This is a genomic window from Paraburkholderia flava (assembly GCF_004359985.1).
Lineage (GTDB): Bacteria > Pseudomonadota > Gammaproteobacteria > Burkholderiales > Burkholderiaceae > Paraburkholderia > Paraburkholderia flava.
In genome coordinates this window covers 598,751-620,986 of the sequence record NZ_SMRO01000002.1, presented here as the reverse complement: position 1 = coordinate 620,986, position 22,236 = coordinate 598,751, and the positions used below count along the sequence as shown (strand labels likewise).

Here is a 22,236-nt window from a genome sequence, read left to right as displayed (position 1 = left end):
ATGAACAACGACCCCGCCGTCCTGCGCCGCGAACGCTCCCTGCTCGTCCTGCTCGGTTTCATCTGTCTCGCGATGGTCGCGGGCGCGCTGTATCTGCAGTACTTCAAGCAGGAAGATCCGTGTCCGCTGTGCATCATGCAACGCTATTTCTATCTGCTGATCGCGGTCTTCGCGTTCCTCGGCGCGCGGCTGCGCGGCTGGCGCGGCGTGCGGCTGCTCGAATTGCTCGCGGCGTTGTCCGCGGCGGCGGGCATCGTGACGGCGGCGCGTCATGTGTACATTCAGGCGAATCCCGGTTTCAGCTGCGGGTTCGATGCGCTGCAACCGCTCGTCGACAGCCTGCCGCCCGCGCACTGGCTGCCGGGCGTGTTCAAGGTCGGTGGCCTGTGCGAAACGCCGTATCCGCCGATCCTCGGTCTGTCGCTGCCGATGTGGTCGCTGATCGGCTACGTCGTCGCGTTCGTGCCGCTGGTGTTGAGCCTGGTGCGGAATCGTCGGCGCTACAGTTGAGCGACGTGTAGCGACAGCGCGGGGGGCGGGGCACAGGGCACGGGGCGGTTTTTTCCGTGCGCCGGACACCTCCCGCTGTTCTGGCCAGGCTGCCGCAGCCAAGGCAGCCCGCTGAGCCTTTCCGGACTTGACCCCGCCACGTCCGACACCGTATCGGCGCCCTCCCCACCGCCCCGCCCGCGCAACTTCCGCCGCCGCCGCGAATCACAGGATGAGCGGGGCGCGATCGCCGATCCCCTCCCGCTGATACCCCCGCTCGAATACCCCTCATTACCCGGGGGGAATATTTTCTTCGCGCGGGAGTGCTATCTTCGGAACTGGATGGCGATCTACGTGCGCGAGGCCGGCTACGGCACGACCCCCTGCGTAACGCGCGCCCGGTCCGCAATGTCTTTCGGATTCGCCATGACAAAGCAAACCATCCGCATCTCGAGCCTCAGCCACAAGACCGTCCGCGCCGTCGCGACGGTAGTGGCCGCGCATCGGCTCGTCCCGTCTTTCTTGCCAGCCGCGCCGCGTGCGTTCGCTGCCGCGTTTCCCCTCTCCCCGTCGCACTCACCCGCCCGCCCGAACGTCTCGGGCGGACGCTGACGGAGCGCGCACGATGGAAGCCTGGCTGCCCGATCTTCAACAGCTGCTCGCGCACGGCGATGCCGTCGTACTGGTCACGGTCGCGCGCGCCGAAGGCTCGGCGCCGCGCGAAGCCGGCACGAAGATGATCGTCACGCGCGAGTCGGCGAAGCATACGATCGGCGGCGGACACCTCGAATGGAAAGCAATCGAAACCGCGCGCCAGGTGCTGAAAGAAGGCATGCGCATGCCGCGCGCGCGCCGGCTCGAACGCTTCGCACTCGGGCCAAGCCTCGGCCAGTGCTGCGGCGGCGCGGTCGTGCTCGCGTTCGAACGGCTCGACGTGGGCGATCTGGGCTGGGTGACGTCGTTGGCAAAGCGCGTGGCCGCCGGCCAGTCGACCGTGCGCAGCGTGTCGTTCGGCGCGCCCGATGCGGTGCTGCTGTCCGAGCCGGAACCCGGTGTCGAGCGTGCGGACTGTCTGCTGTGGGACGGTCCGGGCTTCGAAGCGAGCGGCGCGCTGCTCACCGAAACCATCGCGCCGCGTGAATTTTCCGTGATGCTGTTCGGCGCGGGCCACGTCGGCGCGGCACTCGTGCGCGTGCTTGCAACACTGCCGTGTCGTGTGCGCTGGATCGACGAACGCGACGCGCAATTCCCGCCGCCCGAAACGCTGAACGCAGCCAACCTCACGATCGACGCGAGCGACGCCCCCGACGCCGCCATCGACGAAGCCGCACCGAACACGTACTTCATCGTGATGACGCACACCCATCAACGCGACCTGGAACTGGCCGAGCGCATCCTGCTGCGCGGCGACTACGCGTTCTTCGGGATGATCGGCTCGCACACGAAGCGCAAGCAGTTCGAACACCGGCTCGCCGCGCGCGGCATCGACCCGTCGCAGATCGCGCGGATGAAGTGTCCGTTGGGCGTCGACGGAATCGTCGACAAGTCGCCCGAGATCATCGCAATCTCCGCCGCCGCGCAGATGTTGCAGGCCGTCGAGGCGAACGCGCAGCACAGTGCACATCAGACGGCAGCCGCCGCGCGCGGGGCGACCTGAACGCAACCTGAACTTAACAACGCGTTTCGCACGACGCCCGCGCCGAACCCCAGCGGCGCGCACGTTACCGAACCCATTCAATCAATCGCACGAATTGCACGAACAGAACACCCTGCACCGACCAAAACGAACATGACCACAACGAATACCTCCGCGCTTATCGACAAGGTCGCCCGCGCACCGAAGGCCGAACTGCACATCCACATCGAAGGCTCGCTCGAACCCGAGCTGATCTTCAAGCTCGCCGAACGCAACGGCGTGAAGCTGCCGTACGCATCGATCGACGAACTGCGCACCGCGTACGCGTTCACCGATCTGCAGTCGTTCCTCGACATCTACTACGCAGGCGCAAGCGTGCTGCTCCACGAGCAGGATTTCTACGACATGACGATGGCCTACGTCGAGCGCGCGCTCGAAGACCACGTCGCGCACACCGAAATTTTCTTCGATCCGCAAACGCATACCGAGCGCGGCGTATCGATCGATACCGTGGTCGCCGGTATCGAACGTGCACTCGCCGACGGTGAAAAGCGTGGCCTGTCGAGCAAACTGATCCTGTGTTTCCTGCGTCATCTGTCCGAAGAGGACGCGCTCGCGACGTTCGACGCTGCACTGCCGCTGTTCGATCGCTACGCGCATCGGCTGATCGGCGTCGGCCTCGATTCGTCGGAGCGGGGTCATCCGCCGTCGAAGTTCGAGCGCGTATTCGCGAAAGCGCGCGCGAAGGGACTCAAGCTCGTCGCGCACGCGGGCGAGGAAGGGCCGCCGTCGTACGTGTACGAAGCGCTCGATCTGCTGAAAGTGGATCGCGTCGATCACGGCGTGCGCAGTATCGAAGATCCGGCGCTCGTCACGCGACTCGCCGATTCGCGCGTCGCGTTGACGGTTTGTCCGCTATCGAACCTGAAGCTGTGCGTATTCGACGATCTCACGAAGCACACGCTGAAGGCACTGCTCGATCGCGGCGTCGCAGTCACCGTGAATTCCGACGACCCCGCGTATTTCGGCGGCTACGTGAACACCAATTACTTCGCGACGATCGAAGCGCTGCAACTCACCGATCGCGAGGTCTACACGATCGTGCGCAACAGTTTCGAAGCGTCGTTCGTGACGCCCGCCGAACGCGCCGCGCTGATCGCGCGGCTCGACGGTTACTGGCACGGCTCCGCCGTCCGCTAACCGGTTTTAGATTCCTACAACATCACAGAGACAGTTTTCCCCATGACTCAAACGGCTTACCGCGCTTCCCTGCTGACCTTCACCGGCGATCCCGCGCAATCGTCCCATGCGGCGGTCTTCGACGAAGACGGTCTGCTGATCGTCGACGACGGCCGCGTCGTCGCGGCAGGCGCGTATGCGGCCGTGTCGAAGCAGCTCGCGCCGGGCACGACGGTCCACGAGATGCGCGACAAACTGATCGTGCCGGGCTTCATCGATACGCACATTCACTATCCGCAGACCGACATGATCGCGTCGCCGGCGCCTGGGTTGTTGCCGTGGCTCGACACGTACACGTTCCCGACCGAACGCGGCTTCGCCGATCCTGCAGTGGCCGCGGACACTGCGCGCTTCTTCGTCGACGAACTGCTCGCGTGCGGCACGACGACCGCGCTCGTCTACTGCACGGTGCACAAGCAATCGGCGGATGCGCTCTTCACCGAGAGCGACGCGCGCAACCTGCGGATGGTCGCCGGCAAGGTGCTGATGGACCGCAACTGCCCCGAGTTCCTGCGCGATACCGCGCAGTCCGGCTACGACGACAGTGCCGAACTGATCGGCCGCTGGCACAACAAAGGCCGGCAGATGTACGCGCTCACGCCGCGCTTCGCACCGACGTCGACCGAAGCGCAACTCGAAGCGTGCGGCACGCTCGCGAAGCAGCATCAGGACGTGTTTATCCAGAGCCATGTCGCGGAAAATACCGACGAAGTGAAGTGGGTCGAAAGCCTGTTCCCCGGTCATCGCAGTTATCTCGACATCTACGATCACTACGGGTTGCTGCGTCGGCGCGCGGTGTACGGCCACTGCATTTATCTCGACGATGAAGACCGCAAGCGGATGGCGCAGACCGGCACGGTCGCTGCGCACTGTCCGACCTCGAATCTGTTTCTCGGCAGCGGGCTGTTCGATTTCGACAAGGCCGGCGAAACCGGCATGCCGGTCGCACTCGCAACCGACGTCGGCGGCGGCACGTCGTTCTCGATGCTGCAGACGATGAACGAAGCGCACAAGGTCGCGCGTCTCGCGGGCCATCATCTGACTGCGACGCGGATGTTCTGGCTGGCGACAGCGGGCGCCGCGCAGGCCCTCGATCTCGGCGACAAGATCGGCACGCTCGCGCCGAATTCGGAAGCGGATTTCGTCGTGCTCGATCCGGCGGCGACGCCGTTGCTCGCGCGCCGTACGTCGCGAGTGGAATCGCTGGAGGAACTGCTGTTTGCGCTGGCCCTGCTCGGCGACGATCGCGCGGTGTATGCGACCTATGCGGCGGGGGAATGCGTGCATCGACGCGATGGGCAGCGGGAGCGGGCGCATCCGGCGAGAGCGGCGAAGATCGCCGCGTAACGCGGCAATACGCGAGCAACACGTAACACGCAACGCTCAACGATGAAGCGCATGCGCCGCGAAGCGAACCTCGCGGCGCATCACATCACCCCTGCACACACACCTCGTGCAGCGCATTGAGTCGACGCACAGGATCCGCGACGTACGGATTCGTCTCATCCCACGCATAACCCGCGAGCACCGCGCTGATCATCCGGCGGATCGCCGGCGTCTGGTTCTGATAGAAGACGATGTCCTGCAGCTCGCCGGTGTACCAGCGGTCGACGAACGCACGGAACGCATCGATACCCTTGCGCAGCGGCACATCGTAATCGGCCTGCCAGTCCACCGCCTCTCCACGCAGCAGACGCGAGACGACGCGCGTCGCGAGATGTGCCGAACGCAGCGCGATCGTCACCCCCGACGAGAACACCGGATCGAGAAACTCGCCCGCGTTGCCGAGCAGCGCATAGCCCGGTCCGTGCAGACGCTCGACATTCGACGCATAGCCGCCGATCTGCCGCACCGGCATCATGAACGGCGCCGCGCCGATCAGCTTGCCTAGCGTCGGCTCCTGATTGATCAGGCCGCGCAACAGCGCATCGTGCCCGCCTTCGGGCGCGTCAAAAAATTCCGCATCGCCGACACAACCCACCGAAGATCGTCCGCCCGCGAGCGGAATCATCCAGTACCAGATGTCGCGCCGCTGCGGATGCACGGCAATGCTGATCTTGTTGCGGTCGGTCGAACCCGCCGGCAGCGCGTCGTGCACATGCGTGAAGAGCGCGGCGCGTGCCGGCATCCGCGTCGGCGCCTCGAGATTCAGCAGGCGCGGCAGCACCCGGCCGAAGCCGCTCGCGTCGAGCACGAAGCGCGCGTCGACCCGGTACGTCGTGCCGGCTTCGTCTTCGACTTCAAGCGTCGGCGCATCGCCGGTCTGCATCGCGCGCACCGTGTGGCCGAAACGCACCTCCGCGCCCTGCTCCGCCGCACAGCGGATCAGCAGATCGTCGAACACCGCGCGCTCCACCTGATACGTCGTACCCCAACCCGGCGTGTGCTTGTCGCGGAAATCGAACGACGACTCGACGCCGTCGCGGATAAAGTGCGCGCCGTTCTTGTACTGGAAACCGGCTTCGACCACGGCCTGCAGCATGCCGGCCTCCTCGAGATACGTCATGCTCTGCGGCAGCAGGCTCTCGCCGATCGAGAAACGCGGGAAATGCTGTCGCTCGAGCACCAACACCGAGTGACCGGCACGCCGCAGCATCGCAGCCGCGACCGCGCCGGAGGGGCCCGCACCGATGATCGCGACGTCGACGGTCGCGCCCTGGGATGTAGATAATCCGTTCAACTCTTCCTCGCTTCGTTGCACTTCGTTATCTGTCATGCGTGGCGGCGCCATGCCGACAGCGCGCACGCGTACTCGCGCGCGCAGGTTGCCTTTACAATGACGGGCACTCGCCCAGGCGAGGCCGTGCATTCACCGGGGAAATCACGTGTCGCCATCCGAAACTTCCAGTGTGCCGTACGTGCCGGAAACGGCCTTCGGCATCTGGTTCCTGCGTACTCATACGTGGGAGCACCACGTCCTGCGCGTCGCGATCGACGACCTCAAAAAGCTCGTCGATACGCCACCCGATGCCCCCACGATCGTCGATGTCGGCTGCGGCCAGGGCATCTCGTTCCATCTGCTGGCCCGCGCATTCCGGCCGCGGCGCATCGTCGGCATCGACTTTCATGAACCGTCGCTCGCGCTCGCCAGACAGGCCGCAGCCCGTCTGCGCGCCGAGCCGGCCGCGCCCGCCGACGTCGAACTACTGCACGGCGACTGCGCGAACCTGCCGTTGCCCGACGCCAGCGCGGACATCGTGTTCTGCCATCAAACGTTCCACCACCTCGTCGAGCAGGAGCGCGCACTTGCCGAATTCCGTCGCGTGCTGAAACCGGGCGGCGTGCTGCTGTTCGCCGAATCGACCGATGCGTACATCAAGTCGTGGGTGATCCGGCTGCTGTTCCGCCATCCGATGCACGTGCAGAAAAGCGCCGACGGCTACCTGCAGATGATCCGCGAAGCCGGCTTCGTGTTCGCTCCGCACAACGTATCGCTGCCCTACCTGTGGTGGAGCCGCGCGAAGGACTTCGGGCTGCTCGAACGGCTCGGTCTGTACCGACCGAAACCGGGCAAGCGCCGCGAAACGCTGGTCAACGTGGCGGCAGTGAAAGCCGTCTGATCCACCGCGTGCTGCGTAGCTTCACGCAGCACGTGTCACGCCTCACTTCCGCAGCTTCACGACTTCGCCCTTCAACGCAACGCCCGCGACCATCGCACCCGCACCACACATAAACTCGGTCGCGCTCGCGCGCTCCTCGTTGTGGTAGTTGCTCTTGATGTTGATCACCGCGTTGGCGCCCTGCTTGCGCGCGCTGTCCTGCAGCGCGATCACCGCCGACAGGAACACATGCTGGCACGCGTCGGCATCGCTCTTGCCGAACGCGTTGGTCTTCCTGTTCGTTGCGACCTCGCCGAGCGACTGCGCGACAGCGGGATGCGACTGCCCCGCGAAGTACAGCGCCACGTCGTCGCCGACCTTGCCGGGCTCGCTATGCAGCGCAGCGTCGACCGGATAGCTGGCGATCGAGTCGCGCGCGAACGCATGCGTCGCGGCGAACGAACAGACTGCGGAAAGCAGCGCAATACGGATCAGTTGATGTCGCATCCCGGTTCCCCTTATTGCTGGCCGTTGTCGAGCACGACGACGTCGCCGCGCACGTGCAGCGCCGCGGCGCTGCCGCTTACGCCGCACGTGAACGTGTCGGGCGCGGCGGTTTCAGTCGAATGGAAGCTGGTGCGGATGTTGATGACCGCGTTGCCGTGGCGGCTACGCGCGTCGCCGCGCAGATGCGCGAGCGCATCCGCGAGCGTTGCGTCGCACGATTCTTTTTCTCCGTCGGTCTTGCGCGCGAGACGCGCCGATGCGGACACTTCGCCGAGCTGCGTCTTCACGGCCGGGTGCGACTGCGAACCGAAATAGAGCTGCACCGAGTCGCCGCCGGTCGGTTGCGCAAGCGCGGTGCCGAGCGGCAGCGAGCGTACATTGGTCGCGCAGCCGGTCAGCGTGACAGCGGCGATGGTGGCGATGGCGAGTGCCCCGGTTGCGTAGCGGATTTTCATGGTCGTTTTCCTCGTTGTGATCACTGCGTTGTGATGGTTGTGTTGTCTCTACTACGTGATTTCATCCATGCGGCCATGCACGGAACATCAGACTCGCGCAGCTGCCGCCGAAGCCGAACGACACCGACATCGCCGCTGCAAGCGTCGCGTCGTGCGTACGCCGCACGAGCGGCATTCCGTCGAGCAGCGGATCCGGGTTGTCGATCGCCGTATTCCCCGCGACGAAACCGTCGCGCATCATCAGCAGCGTATAGATCGCCTCGTGCACACCGCACGCACCGAGCGGATGACCGGTGAGCCCCTTCGTCGACGAAAACGGCGGGACGTCCGCGCCGAATACGTCGGTGAATGCGCGCAGTTCTTCGACGTCGCCGAGCGGCGTCGACGGGCCGTGCGCGTTGATGTAGTCGGGCCGCACACCCGCTTCGTCGAGTGCGCCGCGCAGCGCGCGCGCAATGCCGGATGCGCGCGGCGTCACCATGCCGGCGCCGTCGGTGCCCTCGCCGAAGCCCGCGAGTTCCGCGTAGATCCGCGCGCCGCGTGCGAGCGCGTGATCGAGCGCTTCGAGCATCAACACGCCGCCGCCCGACGCGATCACAAAACCGTCGCGTGCGGTGTCGTACGGACGCGATGCACGCTGCGGCGTGTCGTTGAAACGCCGCGACAATGCGCCCATCGCGTCGAACATCAGCGTCATGTTGTCGTGCAGTGCTTCGCTGCCGCCGGCCAGTACGATCGTTTGCCGGCCGCTCTGGATCAGTTGCATCGCCTGGCCGATCGCGAGCGCCGACGTCGTGCACGCGGACGACGGCGAATAGCTGACGCCCTCGAGTCCGAACACCTGCGCGACGTTCGCCGACGCGGTGCTGCTCATCGCCTGCGGCACGGTATACGGCGGCACCCTGTCGACGCCGCGCGCATGAGCGATCGCCATCGACGCGTCGTAGGTCGACATCGTGCCGACGCCCGAACCGATCACCGCACCCACGCGCGGCGTGCGCAGCGTCGCCGCATCGAGCCCGGCATCGGCGATCGCACTGCGCGCCGCATGGCACGCGAAGCGTGCGGTATCGCCCATGAAGCGCTCGAAGCGGCGGTCGAACGGCACCGCCCCGTCGACCGAGGCGACGCCCGCGACCTGGGTGCCGAAACCGCGCTCGCGCCACGCATCGACCCGCGACACACCGCTGTGCCCGTCGCGCAGCGCGGCCGACACGCCGTCGAGCGTATTGCCGAGACACGACACGATGCCCATGCCCGTGACCACCACCCGCGTCCGCTGCATTGCCTCGCCGCTCATCGGGCGCGCCTGAACACAAGCGACGTATTGATTCCGCCGAACGCGAAGTTGTTGCTCATCACGTACTCCGCGTCGATCTCGCGGCCTGTACCGACGATATAGTCGAGCGGCGCGCAGGCCGGATCGACGTCGGTCAGGTTCAGCGTCGGCGCGTACCAGTTGTGCTTCATCATCTCGATCGTCCACCAGGCCTCGAGCGCGCCGCACGCGCCGAGCGTGTGGCCGACGTAGCTCTTCAGCGAACTGATCGGCATCCGTTCGCCGAAGACCTGCGCCGTCGCCTGGCTCTCCGCGATATCGCCGCGATCGGTCGACGTGCCGTGCGCATTCACGTACGCGATCGCATCGGCGGGAAGTTTGGCGTCGTCGAGCGCGAGACGCATTGCGAGCGCCATCGTTTCGGCGGTCGGCTGCGTCATGTGCGCGCCGTCCGAATTGCAGCCGAAACCGACGATCTCCGCGTGAATCCGCGCGCCGCGCGCGACCGCATGCTCGTACTCTTCGAGCACGAGTGTCGCGGCCCCCTCGCCGACGACGAGGCCGTCGCGCTTCGCGTCGAATGGACGCGGCGTCAGATGCGGTTCGTCGTTGCGGGTACTGGTCGCATACAGCGTGTCGAACACGGCGACGGCCGGTCCCGACAGTTCCTCTGCGCCGCCTGCGAGCATCAGTTGCTGGCGGCCCATCGCAATCGTTTCGTACGCGTAGCCGATCGCCTGACTGCCCGACGCGCACGCACACGACGTCGGGACGATGCGCCCCTTCAGATCCCAGAACAGGCTCACGTTGACGGCCGTGGTGTGCGGCATCATCTGCACGTAGCTGTTCGACGTGACGTCGCTCATCGAGCCCGTTTCGAGCATCGTGCCGAATGCGCGGATCGGCGCGACCGATCCCGACGACGAACCGTAGGCGACGCCCATGCGGCCGTCGCGAATCGACAGGTCGTCGGCCAGGCCAGCGTCTTCTAGCGCGAGTTCGCTCGCGCGTACCGCGTACATCGACACAGGCCCCATCGAACGCGTCTTCTTGCGCGGATAGTCGACTGGCGCGACAAACCCCGGCAACGGACACGCAAGCCGCGTATGCAGCGACGTGAAGTAATCCCACTCGCTCATGCGCCGCACCGCGTTGCGACCGCTGCGCAAGCGTGCTTCGATCTCGTCCCAGCGATTCCCGAACGCCGTGACCCCGCCCATGCCGGTTATGACGACACGCTTCATGTCAGACCATCCCGCCGTTCACGCCGATCACCTGCCGCGTCACGTACGACGCGGCATCCGACATCAGAAAACTCACCACCGATGCGACTTCGACCGGCTGCCCCACGCGGTTCATCGGCACCATCTTCAGCGCGTGTTCGAGCGGCACCGATTCGAGCATGCCCGTATCGATCAGCCCAGGCGCGACGCAGTTCACGGTGATCCCGCGCGTCGCGAGTTCGACCGACAGCGCTTTCGTCGCACCGATCAGCCCGGCCTTCGCCGCGCTGTAGTTCACCTGGCCGCGATTGCCCATCACGCCGGACACCGATGCGATCGTGACGATCCGGCCGCCGTTGCGCGCGCGCACCATCGGCATCGTCAGCGGATGGACGACGTTGTAGAACGAGTCGAGCCCGGTTTCGATCACGATGTCCCAGTCTTCGTCGGTGAGCGCGGGAAACGCGGCATCGCGCGTCACGCCCGCGCTGCACACGATGCCGTAGTAGGCGCCGTGCTCGGCGACATCCGCTTCGAGGACCGTGCGGCACGCGACGCGATCGCGCACGTCGAACTGCAGCACGCGCGCGGTGCCGCCCTGCGCGGCAATGCCGGCCGTGACCGCTTCGGCTTCGGCGCGACCGGTGCGGCAATGCACCGACACCACGAAGCCGTCGGCAGCGAGCTGGTAGGCAATGGCGCGGCCAATGCCGCGGCTGGCCCCGGTAACGAGAACACGCCGGCTCATGAACTGAAACTCCCTTCGATGAATGTCTGGAAATCGGGCGGCTGGTACACCTTGATCACCGCTTCGGCACAGCGCACGCCATCGCAACTGATCGTGCATTCGTACGCGCCATGACCCGCCTCGCTGCGCAGCAGTTCCTGCGCGTCGATGCGCAGTTGCGCGTCGCGGGCGAACGCGGGCAGCACGGCCACGTAGCTTCGCGAACCGAGCAGCACGCCGGGGCGCGCGCGGCCACCCGCACGCATCGCGAGCAGGCCCACGTGCGCGGCAATCGCCTGCGCCATCAGTTCGATGCCGATCCATGCGGGCATCGCGCCGTCGGCGTCGACGTACCACGCTGCCGGATTCACCGTCGCGTGCGCGGTCAGCTGTTCGTTGCTGCAGGCGCTGACGCGGTCTAGCAACAGCATCGTCCCGCGATGCGGCAGGATCGCCTCGATCGGCGGAAACGCGTCGTGCGCGAGAGTCGGGGCGGTGTCGATTGTGTGGGTCATGGCGGTATTCATCGACCGAGGATCAGACTGACGTTGCTGCCGCCAAAGGCAAACGAGTTGCTCATCGCGTACTGCCGTCCCCCTGTGCGCGGCATGAAGCGCTGGTCTTCGACGAGATCGAGCGTCGGGAGCGCGGCATCGGCTTCGCCATCCCACAGATGGAGTGGCAGCGCGACGTCGTCGCGCGCCAGCGTCAGCCATGCGAAACCGAGTTCGGTCGCGCCTGCTGCGCCAAGCGAGTGGCCGGTCAACGGTTTCGTCCCGCTTGCCGCCACACCGTCCGGAAAGACTCTCGCCATCAGATGCGCTTCCATCTCGTCGTTCTTGCGCGTCGCGGTCGCATGCAGGTTCACGTAGCCGACCGCCGACGGGGCAATGCCCGCATCGGCGAGTGCCGCGCGCAGCGCCAGTTCGCCACCGGTGCCGTGCGGATCGGGCGCGGAGATGTGATGCGCGTCGCTCGATTCGCCGGCGCCTGCGAGCATGACCGGGCCTTCTTCGCGGCTCATCAGAAATACGGCGGCCCCTTCGCCGACGTTGATCCCGCAGCGGTTAACGCTCATCGGATTGGTCCGCGCCACGGTCGTCGATTCGAGCGAGCCGAAACCCTGCACCGTGAGTTCGCACAGCGAGTCGACGCCGCCCACAACCACCGCGTCGCACAGCTTCAACTGCAATAGACGGCGTGCCGACACAAACGCTTTCGCACTCGACGTGCACGCAGTCGAGATCGTGAACGCCGGACCACCGATGCCGAGTGCGGCAGCCGCGAACGGCGCAGCGGTGCCGATTTCCATCTGCCGGTAGCGGAATGCGGACGGCAGCGCGCCCGTCCGCGCACGCTCTGCCAGCGCGGTCTCGGCGACTTCGATGCCCGACGTGCTGGTGCCGAGCACGACGCCGATCCGATGTGCGCCGTAACGTTCGCGAGCCGCGTCGAGTGCCGGTGCAATCTGCGTGAGTGCCGCGAGCAGCAGACGGTTGTTGCGGCAGTCGTAGTCCGCGAGCGCGGGCGGCGGCGCGAAATCCAGCGACGTAAGTGACGCGAGCACGCGACCGACGAACGCATCGCCGTTGCTCATCGACACGACGCCCATGCCGGGCGCGTCGCTCGCGGCGAGTGCGGGCACGATCGCGTCAACGTCGTTGCCGAGCGCGTTGATCATCCCGAGTGCGTGCAGATAGACAGGTGACGCGTTCACGCGATTCTCCTCGTCGTCGACGGCATGCCGATCGGCGCCAGCAGCACCGATACGCCGATACCGAGCGCAAGCGTGCCGCCGAAACTTTGCAGCGCGGGCATGTCGCTCATGCCGAGCAGGCCGAACGATAGCAACGTCGTCGCCGCCGACAGCAGCACGCCCGTCCATACCGCACCGAGATCGGCGTCCGCGCGGCGCGCACCTTCGCGCAGGAACACCGCATAGTTTGCACCGACGCCCAGCACCAGCATTAGCGCCAGCCAGTTGAACAGTGTCAGCGGGACGCGCGCATAGCCGAACACCGCGAGCGTGATCGCCACCGCCAGCAGCACCGGCAGCGCGGTGGCGATGCCGCCGCGCGGCGTGTAGCGCCACATCAGCAGACCGGTCACCAGCACGAGCGCGCCCGCGAGCCACAGTCCGCTGTCGACGCGATACGCACCGAACAGGCGCGACACGCTTGCCGCCTTGTCGACGAATACGACGCCTTGCACGTCATGTGCAACGTCGCGCAATGACGCTTCGTTCGCGGTTGTCACGCGTTGCGGGATCACCACGGCGGCGTAGATGGCAGCATGCCCATCGCCGGTGCTGCCCATATTGCCCAGCCACAGATGACGGAACGGCTGCGACCACGGCGCGGCGAGCCAACGGTCGACGTCAAGCGTGGCACCCGCCGAGCGCCCAAATGCCGCGAGCCACGAGTCGGCGACGTCGTCGCGAAAGCCCGCGTCGGCGAGCAGCGCGCGCAGCTTCGCGGGGTCGGCGAACACGCGCTGCGCGAGTAGCGCACGGTCGCTTGCCTGCTGCCGCGCCGACGGCACGAACGACGTGACCGATTGCCATCCGCCGGTCTGCTGATCGCCGGTCAGTGCATCGAGCTTCGCGCCGAGCGCTTCCGCGCGTTCGAGCACGGCTTCGGGCGTGTCACCCCGCACGACGAAGAACTGCGCACCACTGTCGATGCCGATCGCAGCGCGCACTTGCGCTTCTTCGGCGACGAGCGTCGGATCGCGATGGATCAGCAGATGAATATCGTCGTCGCTCGTCAGCCGCAGCCAGCCCGGCACCGACACGACGAGAACGAGCAGCGCGACGAACCACGCGCGGCGTCCGCCAATCGCGGCGTGCCAGCGCGCAAGCAGTCGAGCGGCCGTATGGAACAGCGCCTGCGGACTGCGTTTCGGCGGTGCGACCAGAAGCGCGGGCAACAGCCACAGCACCGACGCGAATGCCGTGCAGATCCCGACGATCGCGAAGCACGCGATCTGCTTCAGCGCAGGGAACGGCACGCACGCGAGAATCGCGTAACCGAGCAGGCTCGTCGACAGCGCAACCGCGAGCGCGGGACGTACCGCACGCGCGCCGCGTCGTGCGTCCCAACTGAGCTTTTCGCTCGCACGAGGTGCATCGAGATAGACCACAAAATACTGGATCGAATAATCGACCGCCTCGCCGATCAGGCTAGCGCCGAACACGAGCGTCAGCAGATGCAGCTGACCGAACACGGCAAGCGTCGCGGCTAGCGCACAGACGATGCCGAGCGCGGTCGACACGAATCCCGCCAGCAGCAAACGTGGCGAGCGGAAGACCCACAGCATCAGCAACGCGATACCGCATGCGGACAGCGTGCCGATCCGGTGCACCTCGCGCTCCGCATCGCTGCGCGCGGCCTGTGCGTAGAACACCGCGCCGGTCCGCGCGACCGATACGTCGGCATACGCATGAGCCAATGCCGCTTCGCTTTGCGCGACCGCTGCGCGTACGGCTTGCTGTGTCTTCGCGTCGTATGCCGACGCGGGCAGCGTTGCGAGGACCAGCACCGACGTCGCGTCGCCGCGATGCGCGACCAGCAGCCCGTCTTCGAGATCGAGATTCGACGTCGCGAGCGGCAGCGTCGCGAGCCAGTGTTCGAGCCAGCCGAACGGATCGTCGGCGAGTGGTGTCGCAAGGCCCGCGTGCACCGGGTTGTACAGTCTTGCAGCGAGTGCGTCGTGCAGCGACGTCGACGGATCGGCGAGTGCGGCACGATCCTCTGGTGCGAGCAGTCCGAAGCGGTACGGCAGATAAAGCCCGGCGATGGCGGACAGATTGAACGGCGGCACGTCGGCCGTGACGGAACGGAACGCACCGCTCGCCGCCAGCGATGCACGCAGTTGCCGCGCCGCGGACTTCGCGTGCGCCGCATCGCGGCTCGTGACAAGCAGCACCGTGCGATCACCCAGCGCGGCAGCGAGCCGGTCGACCGCACGCTCGGCAATCGGATCGGCTTCGGTGGCCGGCAGCAGCGCGAGCAGATCGGTCTGCAGCGGCGACGATCCCGCGAAACGCGACGCGCAGTAGCCTGCCGCGACGAGCGCGAGCAGCAGCCACGCGATGCGCACGGCCCAGATCTGCTTCGCGGACGACGTCGAGGACATCATCGAGCTCCGAACAGCGCGAGTTCGGCGGGCGTCGGTGTATCGACGGTCGTTGTGTCGGCGAAATCGAGCTGCGTTGCGTCGCCGTTCGCGAGCGCGATATGCAGCGTCTGCAGATACGCGCCGCCTTCCATCTGCAAACCGTGCAGCGACTGCGCGATCTGCGGCTGGTTCGGCGTCAACTGCATGCGCCACTGCGCGGGCGTGCCTTGCGCGCGTACGTCGAACTGCGCGTACAGCGCCGAGAGATCGCCGCCGAGCATCGCGCGCATCATCCCCGATACCTGTGCGACGCCGCGTGAGCCGCGTGGGTTCTTCGTGTCGATGCGCCGACCCTGCGCGTTCACTTCGGTGACACCGGCGTCGGTAATCACGTAGGTCGTGCGATACGGCGCGTCGATCTGCCAGATCACGCCGCGTTCGCGAAAAAACAGCAGCGAGCCGTGGCTGACGAGCGGCTGCTTCATCGCGGAGAGTGTTTGCGTCTGCGTGAAGCGCGCGCGGATGCCCTTCGCCTGCGCGAGATGCGCGGCGATCTGCGACACGAGTGCGGTGTCGGCGGTGGTCTGCGTAGCCGGTGCGGTCTGTGCCTTTTGTGCGGCCGGTTCAGCGGCCAGCGCGACGGTCGTCGCAGCGCACAGCACAATGGCCAACGCCCGGATCAGCGCCCCCATATGCGCTCCAGCTTTTCGAATACGACCGGCGGCGACACGAACTGCAGCTCCTGCGTGGCCGCATCGATCGCTACCTGGATCGTGTACCCCTTGGTCAACCGTTCGCCGGAGGCACAGTCGACGATCTCGTAGCCGATCTTCAAACGGTTCTCGTATTCGAGCAGTTCGGTGCGCACATCGACGCGCTGACCGTACACCGCCGGCCTGACGTACTTCAGATGCGCCTCGACGATCGGCCATAGATAGCCGGATGCCTGCATCGCCGGATAGTCGTAGTCGAACGCGCGCAGCAGCGCAGCGCGGCCGATCTCGAAGTACTTCAGATAGTGGCCGTGCCAGCACACGTTCATCGCATCGACGTCGTGGAACGGCACTTCGACGGTGGCGCTGGCGGTCAGCACGCGGTGGGAATCAGGCATGCGGCGCCCCTTGCTGCGCTCCATCGCGTGACGCGCCGTCGCCGAATGCACCATCAGCTATTGCAGCCGTCAGTGCACGCAGGTCCGGCTCAAGCGCACGGTCTTCGTCGACGAAAGCCGACTGCGCCCGCACATCCGCGATCAACGCGCGCAGCGCGACGGGAACCGGCTCATCGTTGACACGTCGGCGCAATTCAACCGCCTGCACCGCCGCGAGCGTGTGTGCGGCGGCTACCTGCTCGGTCAGTTGCAGCACGCGCAAACAGTCGCGCGCGGCGATCGTGCCCATGCTGACCTTGTCCTGGTTGTGCGCCTCGGTCGAGCGTGAAAACACGCTCGCGGGCATCGTCAGCTTCAGCGCCTCGGCGGTCCACGCGGACGACGAAATCTGCACGGCCTTGAAGCCATGATTGATCGGCGCACGCGCAGGCGACGCACCGGTCAGATTGCGCGGCAGGCCGTTGTTGAACTTGTCGTCGACCAGCAATGCGAGTTGCCGGTCCATCAGGTCCGCGAGATTCGCAACGGCGGTTTTCAACGCGTCCATCGCAAATGCAATGTGTCCGCCGTAGAAGTTGCCGCCGTGCAGCACGCGCTCACCACCGGGATCGACGAGCGGATTGTCGTTCGCGCTGTTGAGCTCGTTCTCGACGTCACGACGTATCCACGACAGCGCATCGCGCGCAACGCCGATCACATGCGGCGCACAGCGAATCGAATAGCGATCCTGCAGACGATGTCCCGGCGTATCGTCGCGACCAGCGAGATCGGCGCGAATCCACGCGGCCGCTTCCATCTGGCCGGCGTGCGGCTTCGCCTCGAACAGCAACGCGTCGAAGTGCGCGGCGCGGCCGTCGAGCGCCACCGTGCAGAGTGCGGTGAGACTCGCGGCGAGACGCGTGAGCTGCGCGGCACGCGCGTAGGCGAGACACGCGAGGCCCGTCATCACCGCCGTGCCGTTCATCAACGCGAGCCCTTCCTTCGGTGCGAGGACGAGCGGCGCATGGTCAAGCTCGGCCCAGACGTCCGCTGCATCGCGCAGCGTTCCGTTGAACAGCACGTCGCGTTCGCCGACGAGCGCCGCCGCGACATACGACAGCGGCGTCAGGTCGCCGCTCGCGCCGACCGAACCCTCGGACGGAATGCGCGGCAGCACGCGATGATTGATCAGATCCGCGAGCCGTTCGAGCAGCACCGTCCGCACGCCCGAGTATCCGTACGCGAGCGAATTGAGCCGCGCGGCGATCACGGCGAGCGTCTGCGCATCGTCGAGATGCTCGCCCATGCCGCAGCCGTGATAGCGCGTGAGCTGCAGCGGCAATGCTTCGACGAGATCGGGCGGCACGTCCACGACGCACGCGTCGCCATATCCGGTGTTGACGCCGTAGACGGTCGCACCGGCCGCGAGGTGTCGGCGCAGAAACGCAGCGCCGCGTTCGATCCGTGCGCGCCACTCAGTGTCGCTGCTGAGCGCGACCGGCACGCGCCGTCGAGCGATCGCGACGACCTCTTCGATCGTCAACTGGCGGCCGCCTATCGTGACTGCGGTGACTGCGGTTGCCGCGTCGCTATCCACGTCGCAGCTCAGATCATGTTCGGCCATTCGCGCCTCCGTTCGCCTGTCCGGTGGTGCCGGAAGGAACGACCCTCGGCGCACGCGCCCAGAAATCGAAGAAATTGAACCATTGATAGGGAGCCTTGCGGCAATAGTGTTCGAGCCGTGCGGCGTAACGCTGCGCCCAGGCGGCGATATGCTGCGCGCGCTCGCGGCGCGGCAGTGCGATGCGCTCGGCGAACGGCTCGAAATACAGACGGTAGCGTTCACGCTCGCCGTCGTGCTCTTTCAGACAGAAGAACAGATAGACCGGGCAGCCGAGTGCATGCGCGAGCACGTACGGCCCCTGCGCGAACGGCGCGGTCGCACCGAGAAAGCGTGCGTCGGTGGTGCGGCCGGACTCGCGCGCGGGCACGCGGTCGCCGACGATCACCAGCAGTTCGCCCGCGTCGATGCGCTCCTGCATCAGCATCGAAGTTTCCGGACCGAAATCGCCGACCTCGACGAGGCGTCGTGAGAACTCGCTGTTCGCCGACGCCAGCACGCGATTGAAGCGGCGCGCGTGTTCGGTGTAGACCACCGCCGTGACCTTCGTGTGCGCGCCGCGTGCAGCAAGTGCGCGCGTCATCTCCAGGTTGCCGAGGTGCGCGCCGATCACCAGCGCGCCGCGACCGCTCGCGACGAGCGCGTCGAATGCGGTGGAATCGTCGAACGCGACATCGGACGAGTCGACCCGGCCCGACCATGCGGCCAGCTTGTCGAGGCCCGAACGCGCGAACGAAAACATCTGCCGGTACGCGCTCGACCAGCCGGGACGTGGGGTGGCGAGGTCCGGTGCCGCTTCGGCGAGACGCGTGAAGTAGAGGCGCGATGCGTCGCGTGCTGCGCGTCCGGTCAGCAGGAAATACGCGACGACCGGATGCAGCCACAGCGCGGTGAAACCCATGCCGAACCAGCGGCAACTCAGCGCGAGCAGTCCCATGCCGAGCGAACTGCCGCGTTCCGCGATGCGCCACCAGTGTTGTGTGTTGTCGTCGGGCTTAGCCGTGTTTCGTTGACGCGCCGGTAGCACCTTGCGCGCGAGCAGTATCGGCAGCCGCAGCAGCATGCCTGCGACGAGCCGCACATGGCCGCGGCTGATGCGCACGTTGTCCCATAGCACGTCGAAATGCGACACGCCGTCGGCAGCGTAAGTGACGCGTGTCGGGATCGAGCGGAACTGCACGCGTCGCCAGTGCAGCCGCACCAGAATTGCTATGTCGAAATCCATCCGCGTCGGCAGCGCAACGGCCTCGATCAACGCGCACACGACATCCAGCGGATACAGACGAAAGCCGCACATCGAATCGCGGATCGTCAGCGACAGCGTTTCGATCCACACCCACACGTGCGTCAGATAGCGGCCGTACAGGCGCGCTTTCGGTACGCTCGCGTCGTAGACCGGGCGGCCGAGGATCACTGCATCGGGCTCGGCGCGCGCGGCGTCGATGAAACGCGGCACGTCGTCGGCGTCGTGCTGGCCGTCCGCATCGATCTGCAACGCGTGCGTGTAACCGGCCGCGCGGGCGGCGCGCAGACCGGCCATCACCGCCGCACCCTTGCCGCCGTTTTGCGGCAGGCGCAGCAGCGTCAGCGATCCGGCGTACTGCGCAGCGTAATGCGCGGCGAGACCGGCAAGCACCTGCTGCGTCGCTGCGTCGCTGCCGTCGTCGACGACGAAGAACGGCAGGCCGTGCACCGCAAGACGCGCAAGCGTGTCGCCGATCGCATCCTTGTGGTTGTAGATTGGGATCACGATGCATGGCGTGAAGCTCATGCGTCCTCCCGATAGACGATCACACCCGACGCACAGTCACGTTCGCCCAGCCGGTAACCGAAGCGCACGCGACGTTGCGCGGCGTCATGCTCGAGTGTCAGTTGCAGCACCGCGCCAGGCGGAACCGGCGCAAGAAATTTCAGGCGGTCGATCGATGCGACCGCGCGCACGCCGGCAATATGCGTAGACGCGAGACGGATCGCCCAGTCGATCTGCACGACGCCCGGCAGAATCGCCAGCCCGGGAAAGTGGCCGGCGAAGTGCACGAGCGTCGGCGGTACGCGCAGTTCGAAATGTAGTGCGTCGTCGATACGCGTTTCGGCCAGCAATTCGAAGCCTTCGGTGCCCACATCGAATGCGGCTGCTACGGCGGCGGCCGGCAGCTTGCCGCGCGCATCGAACGGCAACGTATCGCGGAACCGCCAGTAGCGCGGCAACGCGACGACGTCGACATACGCGGCAAGATGGCGACGCAAAGTTTTCGCGAGCGCGACGCGGCCGTTCGCGCGCAACGCGTCGCGCCCCTGCGGCGTCAACGCGACCAGCGCACCGATCCGCTCGCGCGTTGCGCCGGCGAGTCGCGCGATGGCCGCCTGCGCGACATGCGGATGGCGTGCCAGCAGCGCTTCGAGTTCCGGAAGCGATACGCGCTTGCCGTCGAGCTTGATCACGCGATCGAGACGGCCCTGCAGACGAAAGCGCCCGTCGTCATCGAAGACGATCGCGTCTTCGGTGCGATGCCAGCCGTCGTGGTCGAGGTGCGGTGAACGGACGGAAAGCGCGCCGTCTTCATCGCGACGCACATCGACGCCCACGACCGGCTGCCACGCATCGGTGTCGCTCTGCCGACGCCATGCAATGCCGCCGGTTTCGGTACTGCCGTAGATCTCGATCGGCGCGGCACCGAACGTCGACGCGTAGTCGGACGCGGTGCGCGGATCGAGCGGACCGCCCGACGAAAAGAACGCGAGCGGCGCGGGTGCGAGCGAAGCGAAGCCTTCAAGGGACGGCCAGCGCGACAGCTGCGCGGGCGTCGACACGACGAGTGCGCTGCCGCCTTGCGCGAGCCGCGCCTGCAATTGCGACGGATCGGTGATTAATGTGCGGTCGAACGCGCGACCCGCCGCGAGCGGCCACAGCACGCGGAACAGCAACCCATAGATATGATGGTGCGGAACACTTGCGAGCATCGTGGCGGTACCGGCCAGCGCACCCCATTGACGTTCGAGCGTGTGGACCTCGGCGTCGAACTGCGCGAGCGTCTTGTGAACCGGCTTCGGCGTGCCGCTGCTGCCGGACGTGAAGAGCACGAGCGGCGCATGCGGATCGATCGCGATGGCAGTTGTAGCTGCGGGTAGCGGCGACGACGCGTGCGCGATGAGCGCGGGCACATCCGCATCCGTCAGCAGCGCATCGTAAGCGCCCGCCAGATCAGCGAGGTAGCCTTGCGTCGAATTCGCCGGCACTACCGGCGTCTTGCCGCACGCGAACAACGCAAACAGCACGCACGCAAAGTGGAAGGGATCGTCGATGCAGAGGGCGACGCGTTGCGCGGTCTGCGAGCGCAATACCGCAGCGGCATTCAGCACGTACATGCGAAACGCAGCGGCGTCGTGCATCGACGCACCGTCGCGGCACACCGGCGTATCGTCCGCATGCGGTGTGCCCAGCAGTTCGTGCAGCGCGATCATGCGGTCCCCGAGCGCGCCGCACGCGGCAGCACGACCAGATAGCGCCATACGATCTCGCCGCCCAGCAGCACGCCGATCAACCCATACGAGATCGCGCCGTTATACAGCGACCACGCGCCGCGCGACCACGCCAGCGCGGTGTACGCGGAGAACGCGCCGTTCAGTGCAAAGAACGCGCACCAGATCTGCGTGACGCGGTACGTATGCTGCACGGCGGCCGGGCTCAGATCGGGATGGCGCAGCCGCGCGAACTTTTCGATCATCGACGGGCCGCGCACGAGCGTCGCACCGAACGCGACGAGCAGCCCGAGATTGACCAGCGACGGATACAGACGCAACAGCATCTCGCTGTTGGTGACGACGATGGCCGCCGACGCAACGCTCAGCACGCCTGCCACGCACCAGTCGATCGTGGTGAAGCGCCGCAGCGAACGGGCGATGCTGCCGCGACCGATCCAGCGCTGCAGCCACAGCACCGCAAGCAGCATGCAGCCGACGTAGCGCGGCGCGTTCCAGTGCCACGCACAGAGGATCAACGCCGGGTAGGCCAGCGTCAGCGTCACCTGGACGATGCCGCCGAGTATCCGCGTCGACTGCATCAGTCCTGCGCCGCGAGTAGCGACTCGACCGCGCTGATGACGTCGCCGACGGTGCGTACCGACTTGAACTCATCCGGCTTGATGCGGCGGCCGGTCATTTCCTGCAGCTTGATCGCGAGATCGACGGCGTCGATGCTGTCGAGATCGAGTTCTTCGAACAGGTGAGCCTCGGGCGTCACGCGCTCCGGCTCGATCGCGAAGTTCTCCTTGAAGATGGCGCGGATGCGATCAAGAATCTCTGCATCGGTCAC

Annotated in this window: 21 protein-coding genes; 5 read left to right on the top strand and 16 right to left on the bottom strand. The window is 66.4% G+C overall.

The window, feature by feature from the left end:
* From E1748_RS14165 to guaD, 4 genes are all read left to right on the top strand, one after another.
* Positions 1-510: a disulfide bond formation protein B gene (locus E1748_RS14165; RefSeq protein ID WP_133647853.1), complete on the top strand. Its 510-nt coding sequence runs from the start codon at positions 1-3 to the stop codon at positions 508-510.
* A gap of 604 nt (positions 511-1,114) precedes the next feature.
* A complete protein-coding gene (gene xdhC, locus E1748_RS14155) occupies positions 1,115-2,146 on the top strand; it encodes a xanthine dehydrogenase accessory protein XdhC (protein WP_133647851.1) in 1,032 nt (343 codons plus the stop codon).
* 132 nt (positions 2,147-2,278) lie between these two features.
* The gene (locus E1748_RS14150) at positions 2,279-3,325 is read left to right on the top strand and encodes an adenosine deaminase (RefSeq protein ID WP_133647850.1); all 1,047 of its coding nucleotides are present in this window, start codon (positions 2,279-2,281) and stop codon (positions 3,323-3,325) included.
* A 42-nt stretch (positions 3,326-3,367) separates the two neighbouring features.
* On the top strand, positions 3,368-4,711 hold the full coding sequence (guaD, locus tag E1748_RS14145) for a guanine deaminase (RefSeq protein ID WP_133647849.1): 1,344 nt from the start codon (positions 3,368-3,370) through the stop codon (positions 4,709-4,711).
* Between the two features lie 85 nt (positions 4,712-4,796).
* On the opposite strand, the gene E1748_RS14140 is transcribed toward guaD, so the two are convergent.
* Positions 4,797-6,080: an NAD(P)/FAD-dependent oxidoreductase gene (locus tag E1748_RS14140; RefSeq protein ID WP_133647848.1), complete on the bottom strand. Its 1,284-nt coding sequence runs from the start codon at positions 6,078-6,080 to the stop codon at positions 4,797-4,799.
* Between the two features lie 109 nt (positions 6,081-6,189).
* Between E1748_RS14140 and E1748_RS14135 the strand changes: the two genes are divergently transcribed.
* Entirely contained in the window at positions 6,190-6,924 is a 735-nt protein-coding gene (locus tag E1748_RS14135) for a class I SAM-dependent methyltransferase (RefSeq protein ID WP_133647847.1), read from the top strand.
* Between the two features lie 42 nt (positions 6,925-6,966).
* Here E1748_RS14135 and E1748_RS14130 read toward each other — a convergent pair whose 3' ends face one another.
* From E1748_RS14130 to E1748_RS14060, 15 genes are all read right to left on the bottom strand, one after another.
* Entirely contained in the window at positions 6,967-7,410 is a 444-nt protein-coding gene (locus tag E1748_RS14130) for an excinuclease ABC subunit A (protein ID WP_166653566.1), read from the bottom strand.
* Positions 7,411-7,421: 11 nt separating this feature from the next.
* A complete protein-coding gene (locus E1748_RS14125; protein WP_133647846.1) occupies positions 7,422-7,865 on the bottom strand; it encodes a signal peptidase in 444 nt (147 codons plus the stop codon).
* A gap of 61 nt (positions 7,866-7,926) precedes the next feature.
* Positions 7,927-9,165 carry a beta-ketoacyl-[acyl-carrier-protein] synthase family protein gene (locus tag E1748_RS14120; protein ID WP_133647845.1) on the bottom strand — a complete coding sequence of 413 codons (1,239 nt, stop codon included), beginning with the start codon at positions 9,163-9,165 and terminating at the stop codon, positions 7,927-7,929.
* Positions 9,162-10,388, bottom strand: coding sequence for a beta-ketoacyl-ACP synthase (locus tag E1748_RS14115; RefSeq protein WP_133647844.1), 1,227 nt, complete (start codon positions 10,386-10,388; stop codon positions 9,162-9,164). Before E1748_RS14115 ends, E1748_RS14120 begins: the two co-directional genes overlap by 4 nt.
* Position 10,389: 1 nt before the next feature.
* Entirely contained in the window at positions 10,390-11,115 is a 726-nt protein-coding gene (locus E1748_RS14110) for a 3-ketoacyl-ACP reductase FabG2 (RefSeq protein ID WP_133647843.1), read from the bottom strand.
* A complete protein-coding gene (locus tag E1748_RS14105; protein ID WP_133647842.1) occupies positions 11,112-11,609 on the bottom strand; it encodes a hotdog family protein in 498 nt (165 codons plus the stop codon). The genes E1748_RS14110 and E1748_RS14105 overlap by 4 nt, the downstream gene beginning before the upstream one ends.
* An 8-nt stretch (positions 11,610-11,617) precedes the next feature.
* Positions 11,618-12,811 (bottom strand): beta-ketoacyl-[acyl-carrier-protein] synthase family protein, encoded by a 1,194-nt coding sequence (locus E1748_RS14100; RefSeq protein ID WP_133647841.1) that lies wholly within the window; start codon positions 12,809-12,811, stop codon positions 11,618-11,620.
* Positions 12,808-15,234 (bottom strand): MMPL family transporter, encoded by a 2,427-nt coding sequence (locus tag E1748_RS14095; protein ID WP_133647840.1) that lies wholly within the window; start codon positions 15,232-15,234, stop codon positions 12,808-12,810. Before E1748_RS14095 ends, E1748_RS14100 begins: the two co-directional genes overlap by 4 nt.
* Entirely contained in the window at positions 15,231-15,905 is a 675-nt protein-coding gene (locus E1748_RS14090; RefSeq protein WP_133647839.1) for a LolA family protein, read from the bottom strand. Before E1748_RS14090 ends, E1748_RS14095 begins: the two co-directional genes overlap by 4 nt.
* Complete coding sequence (locus tag E1748_RS14085; RefSeq protein ID WP_133647838.1) at positions 15,893-16,324, bottom strand: acyl-CoA thioesterase; 432 nt, start codon at positions 16,322-16,324, stop codon at positions 15,893-15,895. Before E1748_RS14085 ends, E1748_RS14090 begins: the two co-directional genes overlap by 13 nt.
* Positions 16,317-17,927: an HAL/PAL/TAL family ammonia-lyase gene (locus E1748_RS14080; protein WP_133647837.1), complete on the bottom strand. Its 1,611-nt coding sequence runs from the start codon at positions 17,925-17,927 to the stop codon at positions 16,317-16,319. Before E1748_RS14080 ends, E1748_RS14085 begins: the two co-directional genes overlap by 8 nt.
* On the bottom strand, positions 17,914-19,695 hold the full coding sequence (locus tag E1748_RS14075; protein WP_133647836.1) for a glycosyltransferase family 2 protein: 1,782 nt from the start codon (positions 19,693-19,695) through the stop codon (positions 17,914-17,916). The genes E1748_RS14080 and E1748_RS14075 overlap by 14 nt, the downstream gene beginning before the upstream one ends.
* A complete protein-coding gene (locus E1748_RS14070; RefSeq protein WP_133649357.1) occupies positions 19,692-21,386 on the bottom strand; it encodes an ApeI family dehydratase in 1,695 nt (564 codons plus the stop codon). Before E1748_RS14070 ends, E1748_RS14075 begins: the two co-directional genes overlap by 4 nt.
* Positions 21,383-21,985 carry a COG4648 family protein gene (locus E1748_RS14065; RefSeq protein ID WP_133647835.1) on the bottom strand — a complete coding sequence of 201 codons (603 nt, stop codon included), beginning with the start codon at positions 21,983-21,985 and terminating at the stop codon, positions 21,383-21,385. Before E1748_RS14065 ends, E1748_RS14070 begins: the two co-directional genes overlap by 4 nt.
* A complete protein-coding gene (locus tag E1748_RS14060) occupies positions 21,985-22,236 on the bottom strand; it encodes an acyl carrier protein (protein ID WP_133647834.1) in 252 nt (83 codons plus the stop codon). Before E1748_RS14060 ends, E1748_RS14065 begins: the two co-directional genes overlap by 1 nt.